Origin of the sequence: Bacillus sp. JJ1474, assembly GCF_036965225.1 — a bacterium.
Taxonomy (GTDB): Bacteria; Bacillota; Bacilli; order Bacillales; family Cytobacillaceae; genus Cytobacillus.
This window is the reverse complement of the sequence record NZ_JBALPC010000015.1, coordinates 22,469-30,444: the sequence shown is the minus strand read 5'-3', so window position 1 is coordinate 30,444 and position 7,976 is coordinate 22,469. Positions and strand designations below refer to the sequence as shown.

The window sequence follows — 7,976 nt, the reverse complement described above, 5'->3', positions numbered from 1 at the left end:
ATATTTTCACTAATTCTTTCTATATATCCATTATCTTTAAAAAGTATTGGCAAGCTTAACAGAATTTTATTTTTCTTATCAATTGTATCGTACTTCATCACAGTCGAAGATGAACCAACTGTATTGACTACATATCTTGCAATCGATAGAATCTGATCATTGTCAGTTTTTACTTCATAGCCGCTGTCGACCCCAAGACGGCCGCCGCCATTTTTCTCTAAATCTTCTACGTCAGCAGTGAATTGCTCATAAAGTTCCTTTCCTTCTTGTAAATATTTATCATTGAGGCTTTGAGCTAAATCCCCATTTTCCTCATCCGTTACTGCTGGCACTTTTATGTCTGCCTGATATTGATCTCTATCAACTTTAAACTCTGTAAAGGTTAGAACTTTAACAATATTGCCAACTCCGGGTAACTCTGCTAAAGTGCTAGCCATGGCTGGACTTAAATTTAATCCTCCAATAAAAAGTGTAGCTGCTACCGCTGTTCCAACAATCCATTTTAAACCGCTTTTAGTTTTCTTCCCATTCTTTAATGCCCTTTCCACAACAAAATCTAGTTCATCAGGTATTGGTATATGTTTATATTCCTTTTTCAGCTGTTCTAATTTCTTGTCCATTCTATTTTGCCCCCTTGATGGAATCGTCCTGCATTTCAATGCGCAATAATTTCAAAGCTTTATATAATCGTGTTTTTATCGTATTGATATTTTCATTAAGGACATCAGCAACTTCATCGATTTTTAAATCCTCAAAATATCGTAAAATAATAATACTTTTATACTCTGGTGGTAATTGATCTATTGCCCTTTCTAAATCAATATTATCGTAATGGTCTTCTTTTCCCGGACTAAAGGTCTCCATCATTTCAGCATCCACAATACTAACTCTCTTATGCTTTCTAAGAAAATCTAAAGAAGTATTTACAACAATTCTGTAAAACCAGCTCTTCAGCATGCTAAAATCTTGAAGCGAATTTATTGACCTCATAGCTTTATGAATGGAATCCTGTACAATATCTAAAGCGTCCTCGGAATTTTTCACATAGCTGTAAGCAAGCCTGTATAAGTTTTCTTTATTCTCCCTTACAAATTCAGTAAATAAATCATCGTAATTAAATTTTGTTTTCCTCATTCCGCAAAAAGGCTCCTTTATTGCAAATAATTTGTATACATTAATAAGACGCGTTAGATATTGTAAAAAGTTTTTACATTTTGATATTATTCCGGTGAAGTCATTTTTCTATTTCTGACCCTCTTATGTCCGTCATCATCCCACAACTCATCCAAAAACATTACATTGATTCCCCTATGTCAGGATTTTTCTACTTTTCTTTCAAAACACGCACATTGGACACTCCTATGTTAGTTTTTTTCTATTTCTCCAACTAAAAATGAGCATTTAAGCAGTATAAAAACCCAATTTTGTCCCTCATTGAATTTTCCCCATTAAAAAGAGCGTTTCCCGTCAGAAACGCTCGCACCAACCTAGTAAATTAAGTTTAGAAAATCCTCTTTAGTAATATTCCCGAAATAATACTTCACATCAATGTCCTCGATTGCCTTTTCAATGGCGGATCTTTCATAGCGCAATCCGGTTAGCCTTTCTTCAAGCTCCGCTACATCGCCTACTCCGAAGAAGTCGCCAAATATTTTACAATGCTGAATCGTTCCTCCCTCAACCTCTAGACGGATATCTATTTGTCCAACTGGGAACCGATGAGAATGCTGCAAATTGAATTTAGGAGATTTGCCATAATTCCAATCCCAGTTTTGATATCTCTCTTTAGACAGCTGGTTAATTTTTTCCCAATCTTCATCGGTAAGCTTGTACTCTTCGATTTTTTCCCCACCAAAAATATTTTGAAGCAGAAGCAATCGAAATTCCTCAATCGTCATTTTCTCTGATAAAAACTCGGAAATATTTGCTACACGGCTGCGAATGGATTTAATTCCTTTCGACTCAATCTTATCCTTTTTCACCTTTAATGCTGAGACAACGCTATCAATTTCGGAATCAAACAGAAGGGTGCCATGGCTGAACATTTTTCCTTTAGTTGAAAATTGAGCATTCCCGGAAATTTTTCTTCCTTCTGCTGTTAAATCATTACGTCCACTCAATTCAGCATTTACCCCTAATTTTTGAAGGGCATGAACAACAGGCTCAGTGAATTTACGGAAATTATGGAAGCTTTCCCCATCATCCTTTGTTATAAAACTGAAGTTTAAATTCCCTAAGTCATGGTATACAGCGCCTCCACCTGATAAACGGCGGACAACATGAATACCATTGCCTTCTACGTATTCCGTATTAATTTCTTCTATAGTATTTTGGTTTTTTCCAATAATGATAGATGGCTCATTTATGTAAAACAGCAAGTAGGTTTCATTAATATCTAAGTTTTTCAGTGCATATTCCTCAATGGCGAGATTAATTCTTGGATCTGTTATTCCTTTGTTATCGATAAATAACATTTGTTCCACTCCTTTATAAGGTTAACGACCATTGCAAAGAAGCTAGTGAAATTGGACCATTATATCGTGTCGCTGCTTCTTCCTTTAATTGTTCCAAGTTTCCGTAATGAGGCAAATGTGTAAGTAACAGTTGACGGGCATTGGCATCACTAGCTAAATTCCCTGCATCCAGGCTTGTCATATGTCCAGCGCTTTTTCCATTCTGATTTCCATAGAAATTGCATTCACACACGAGTAAATCAGCCCCATTTGTAAAGGGAACCAATTCTTCTTTAAATGATGTATCAGCTGTATAAACGATAGATTTCCCGCCAGCTTCAAATCTCATTGCAAAACAAGTAACAGGATGGTCTGTCAGTAAAAATTGTACCCTAAAAGGCCCAATTGTTAAAGCCTGATTAGGATCATAGGCTATCCCTTCAGTAATATTTTTATAGGTTAACTTTGAAAATTCAACTTCATCCTCCGAATGTCCGTAAATAGGAAGACACTCCATTTCCTTACCTAAGAAGCCTTGTATCAGTCTGGCATGCTGCAATACACCAATATCAGCTGTATGATCGGGATGATAATGAGATATAATGACTCCATTTAGTTCCTCAGGCTGTAAAACACGTTGTAGCTGTGATAGTACAGCACTTCCGCAATCAATCAGCAAATGGAATCCATCGTACTCGAGTAAATACCCCGAACTCGCTTCTCCTGCCTTTGAATAACCGCCCCACTGTCCAATAACTGTAAAATTCACATAAAAACCTCCTTAAAAACATATCTATTGCTAATATTATACCCCAATGGGACCAAAATAAGGATTTTGGAACAACCATGCCACTTATATGGCCAAAGAACCAATTTTTCTTTTTTTGATTTTTGTATTGAAACAGTTATTGACATATCACCTCTGTTATAATACAATGAAATCAAATAATCTTACTAATCCAAAAACTTAGGAGGCTCTCAAATTGATTCAAAACATCATCGAATTTTTTAGAAATTTACCGGCAAAGCAATGTGTTGAGTGTGGGAAGTCTATTGATGAGCAGCATGAATGCTATGGGAATAAATGTGATCATTGCCTAGGTGTTAAAGATATTTTATAACAGATTCATATAGTCATAGAAAAACCAGCCGTCTTGAAATGAACGGCTGGTTTTTCTCTTATTCCGCAATAACTGCAAAACGCTTCTTATACATAGTTGTAAAATATCCAATGGTTCCAGCGATAAAGATTACTATAAAGATTCCCAATATCGCCACATTATGCCACATAAAGCTAAAGTCTCCACTTGAAATAACTGCTTTATACCCAAATACTGTATAAGTCATTGGCAGTATTGCATTGAATGGCTGTAATAGATTTGGAATTAACTCAAGCGGAAATGTTCCAGCACTCGTTGTTAATTGCAAAATTAAAATGATAATCGCCATAAATCGTCCTGGATCTCCAAATACGGTAACAAAGAATTGAACTAACGTAATAAACGTTAAGCTTGAAATGATCGAAAATAGGATAAATAAAGGAACACTTTGAACCTCTATTTTTAAACCCGCAAGAATAATCACTGCAGCAAGTAAAGCCTGTAAAATTCCAGCCCCCATTAAAATAAGAAACTTGCTTGTAAACCAGCTTATTCCGTTACGCGGTACTCCGGCAGGTTCACGCATTGGAAACACTATCGATAATAATAACGCTCCAACGAATAGACCTAATGATAAGAAATATGGGGTAAAGCCTGTTCCATAGTTAGGAACTTTATTAATTTTTTCATTATCTACCTTCACTGGCCCAGCCATCATACTATACGTTTTATCATTGGCATGTACCGATGATGCTTGATCTGCCCCAGCTGCGAGTTTATCCGCTAATTCCTTTGAACCGTCATATAAGGAGGTATTTCCGTCAGCAAGTTTTCCAGCACCGTCCTTCAGCTTCCCGGTTCCATCCTGAATTGCCTTTGAACCATCCTGTAATTGGCCAAGTCCACCTGCTAATACTGTAGAACCGTTTGCTAATTGATCAGCGCCTGCTTTCGCATCGGCAAATTTTTGTCCAAAGGTATCCATGCCTGCTTGGAAGTCATTTTGCCCTTCCGAAATTTTTTTGACCCCAACATTAAGCTGTTGACTTCCTTGTGCCAGCTGGCTAACTCCTTGCTGCACCTGTTTCTGTCCTTCATTTAAAGCACTAATTTTATTAGCAAGCTCTGAACCGCCATTTGCCATTTGTCCAGCAGCTCCTGCAAGTTCAGCTGTTCCACTTTTTAACTGATTTAAAGCACCTTCCAATTGCAATCTCTGTGGTGAATTTTCCGGTAGCTGTCCGATTAGCACTTGTAGATTCTTTTGTAATTCTGCCATGCCGCCGCTTACCTTTTCTGCTTCGGATTGCCATTGCTGAAGGGAGGCTGATAATTTATTTGCCCCTGCACCAATCTGCTCAGTTCCCGAAACAATAGTCGGGAGCTTTTCATTCAGTTTATTTAATCCATCAGTTGCTTGAGAAATACCTGAGGCCATTTGTTCGTTGCCTGCCTTTAACTGATTAGACGCAGACTTTAGCTGGTTATGTCCTTCCTGTAATTGACCAAGTCCATCAGCAAGGGCTTTTGAGCCTGATACTAATTCTTTTGAGCCATTATTTATTTTTCCAACACCATTATTAAATTCAATCGATTTTTCAGCTAATATTGAAAGATTATCATAAATTTTAGAAGACCCATCCTTCAGTTCAGCTGCGCCATCATTAATTTTTGTAGCACCTTCACTTGCCTTTTCCATTCCATCCGCAAGATCACTCACTTTATCAAACATCGTTTCCGCATATGTTTCTGTAATTTTCTCAGAAAGTGAGATTTTGATTTTTTCAACGGCTGTACCGCCGATTTGTGAAAATAAGAAATTATAGCTTTCATTTGGTACATAATGCAGCTTTAACTTTTCCGGATTTTCATCAAGAAGAGTTGTAGCATTTTCCGAGAAATCCTTTGGAATTTCAATTAGCATATAATATTTTTGATTTTTCAGGTCCTTATAAGCATCCTCTTTTTCTACAAAATGGTAGTCAAAATCCTTACTTTCTTTTAATTTATTTACAAGCTCTTTCCCAAGTTGCAATTCTTTTCCATCAAAGTCTGCCCCTTTATCTTCATTAACAACTGCGACTGGCAAATCTGCCAGCTTTGCATAAGGATCCAAAAACGCCCATAAAAACATTCCGCTATATAATACAGGAATAAAAAGCACAGCAATGATCGGAATGAGAACCTTTTTATTTCGCACAATGCTTGATAATTCCTTTTTAAATAAATTTCCCTTCAATTTCGTCGCCCCCTTAAATTGGTGACCATTTTGTTCAACTGGTCAATTCTTTGCAAAAAATGAGGATTATCTATTTGATAATCCATCGAAAATATACTGTTCAAAAATTCTTGCAATATCTTCTTTCTCTAGTGGCTGATGACGCTTCTCCCAATCAAAAATCAAGGAAACATACAGCTTTAGCATAATAAATGCAGTCAGTTCCGGATCACACGGTCGAATTTCTTCCTTTTCAATCGCATGTAAGATTTTCCCTTTCAAGTAAGTAATGATTTCCCCTTCTAATTTTGTCATTACCTCTATGACGGCTGGAGTCCCCATTTCCTTTCCCTCTTGAAAAAGCTTGATAGTGAGCTGATGCTTCAAGCGAAACTCTAAGAGTTTGTAGAGGCCGCGGTGAACATTTTCATGAAAAGAAAGCAATGGGTCAATTGCTTCATCGGCAGTATGCTTCATTTCATTTATAAGGGAATTAATGATTTCGTCAAAAAGCTCTTCCTTATTTTTAAAAAATGTATAGATGGTCCCTTTTCCAACATTAGCTATTTTTGCGATCTGATCCATCGTTGTTGCCTTATAGCCAAATAGGGAAAAGGATTTGGTAGCCGCTTCAATAATTAGCTGCTTGCGATCCATGGCCAAAACAACACCTCTTTTCGTAGCTAGTGACCAATTGAACATTTCGGTCATTTTGTGTACATTTTAAGATAACATGAAAAAAATCATAAATCAAGAAAAAAAACTGTCATAAGACAGCTTTTTTTTCATCCATATTTAAAAATGATAAGACCTTTTCAACAGCTGCTTCACCTTGGTCAATACAGTCAGGCATCCCTAAACCTTCAAACGAGCTTCCCGCTAGAAAAACACCTGGAAGCTCAGAAGCTAAATGCGTTTTGACCTTTTCAATTCGTTCTTTATGTCCGACTGTATACTGCGGCATGGAATCAATCCATCTTGAAATGACAGCAAAATCAGGATCCATCGTAATATTCATTGTTTTGTTAAGCTCATTAAGCACTATCTTAATTAATTCATCATCCGAAAGCTCCACAACACCCTCATCACCAGGTCTGCCTACATAACAGCGAATAAGCACTTTTCCGGCAGGTGTAGTATGCGGCCACTTTTTGTGAGTCCATGTACACGCAGTAATGGTATAATCACTATTTCTAGAGACAACAAAACCTGTTCCTTCAATATCCTTATCGATTGCTGCTTCAGGAAAAGCAAGAGCAATTGTTGCGACAGAGGTGGATGACATTTCCATAAACGGGTCAAAGAATTGATAGTCGGAAAAAACAGAATGGGTTATATGATGTGGGACAGACATAATAATACTGTCAGCGTGCAGCTGATCTCCCCCATTTAACTCAATTTCATATCTATTTTCTTTTTTGCTTATCCGTTCAACTCTGCAGCCCTTCATGACAGAATGGGGCTCTAGCTTTGATTCTATAGCATCTACAAATGACTGCAAGCCTGTATTGATTGTTAGAAAAATCCCCTTATCTGTCTTCTTTCCAGCATTCTTTGGCGGTGCTGGAGTTGATTTCTTCATCCCTAATATTAAGCTTTTATATTTTTGTTCAACCTGGTAAAACTGAGGAAAGGTTGACATGAGACTTAGCCGGTCAATATCTCCAGCATAAATACCGGAAAGCAAAGGCTCAATTAAGTTTTCAACCACTTCATCTCCAAGCCTTCTGCGAAAGAACTTGCCAAGTGATTGGTCATTAGCTGGGTCTGATTTTGGCAAAATAAAATCTGCAGCTGCTCTTGCCTTTCCCGCCAAAGAAAATAAACCGGTCGTAACAAAAGGGGCTATTTGTGTAGGTATTCCCATAACAGAACCCCCTGGCATAGGATGCAAGCGATTCTTAACGAGTACAAAAGACTTACCAGCCGTATTTCTAATTAATTTATCTTCCATTCCTACTTCCTTCGCAAGACGGGAAGCACTTTGCTTACGGGCAAGAAAGGAATCGGGACCTCTCTCTATGACAAATCCATCGCGTACAACGGTTTGCATTTTTCCCCCTAGCCGATGGGTAGCTTCGATTAATCTTACCTCAAGTGGCAGTCCTTTAGCACTTACTTCCTTTTGTAAATAATAAGCAGCTGTTAAACCTGTAATTCCACCACCGATAATAACAACCCTTTTCTTTTGTTCCGACACGGTTC

Annotated in this window: 8 protein-coding genes; 1 reads left to right on the top strand and 7 read right to left on the bottom strand. The window is 37.5% G+C overall.

All coding sequences use genetic code 11. From position 1 onward, the window contains the following. The 4 genes from V7164_RS02845 to V7164_RS02830 form a co-directional block, all read right to left on the bottom strand. Positions 1-620 (bottom strand): anti-sigma factor (locus V7164_RS02845; RefSeq protein WP_335353359.1); only part of this gene is annotated, 620 nt, incomplete at its 3' end. 1 nt (position 621) lies between these two features. Next, a complete protein-coding gene (locus V7164_RS02840) occupies positions 622-1,134 on the bottom strand; it encodes an RNA polymerase sigma factor (RefSeq protein ID WP_335353358.1) in 513 nt (170 codons plus the stop codon). Positions 1,135-1,487: 353 nt separating this feature from the next. Beyond that, on the bottom strand, positions 1,488-2,474 hold the full coding sequence (locus tag V7164_RS02835; protein WP_335344470.1) for a lipoate--protein ligase: 987 nt from the start codon (positions 2,472-2,474) through the stop codon (positions 1,488-1,490). Positions 2,475-2,487: 13 nt separating this feature from the next. Beyond that, positions 2,488-3,222, bottom strand: a complete 735-nt coding sequence (locus V7164_RS02830; RefSeq protein WP_335344471.1) for an MBL fold metallo-hydrolase — start codon at positions 3,220-3,222, stop codon at positions 2,488-2,490. A gap of 214 nt (positions 3,223-3,436) precedes the next feature. Here V7164_RS02830 and yhfH point away from each other — a divergent pair, with 214 nt between their 5' ends. Further along, positions 3,437-3,574: a protein YhfH gene (gene yhfH / locus V7164_RS02825; protein WP_335344472.1), complete on the top strand. Its 138-nt coding sequence runs from the start codon at positions 3,437-3,439 to the stop codon at positions 3,572-3,574. A 58-nt stretch (positions 3,575-3,632) separates the two neighbouring features. On the opposite strand, the gene V7164_RS02820 is transcribed toward yhfH, so the two are convergent. The 3 genes from V7164_RS02820 to hemY all read right to left on the bottom strand — a co-directional run bounded on the left by V7164_RS02820 (position 3,633) and on the right by hemY (position 7,971). Continuing rightward, positions 3,633-5,792 (bottom strand): YhgE/Pip domain-containing protein, encoded by a 2,160-nt coding sequence (locus V7164_RS02820; protein WP_335344473.1) that lies wholly within the window; start codon positions 5,790-5,792, stop codon positions 3,633-3,635. A 66-nt stretch (positions 5,793-5,858) separates the two neighbouring features. Then, entirely contained in the window at positions 5,859-6,434 is a 576-nt protein-coding gene (locus tag V7164_RS02815; protein WP_335344474.1) for a TetR/AcrR family transcriptional regulator, read from the bottom strand. A 103-nt stretch (positions 6,435-6,537) separates the two neighbouring features. Further along, positions 6,538-7,971 (bottom strand): protoporphyrinogen oxidase, encoded by a 1,434-nt coding sequence (gene hemY, locus V7164_RS02810; protein ID WP_335344475.1) that lies wholly within the window; start codon positions 7,969-7,971, stop codon positions 6,538-6,540. Positions 7,972-7,976: the final 5 nt, after the last annotated feature.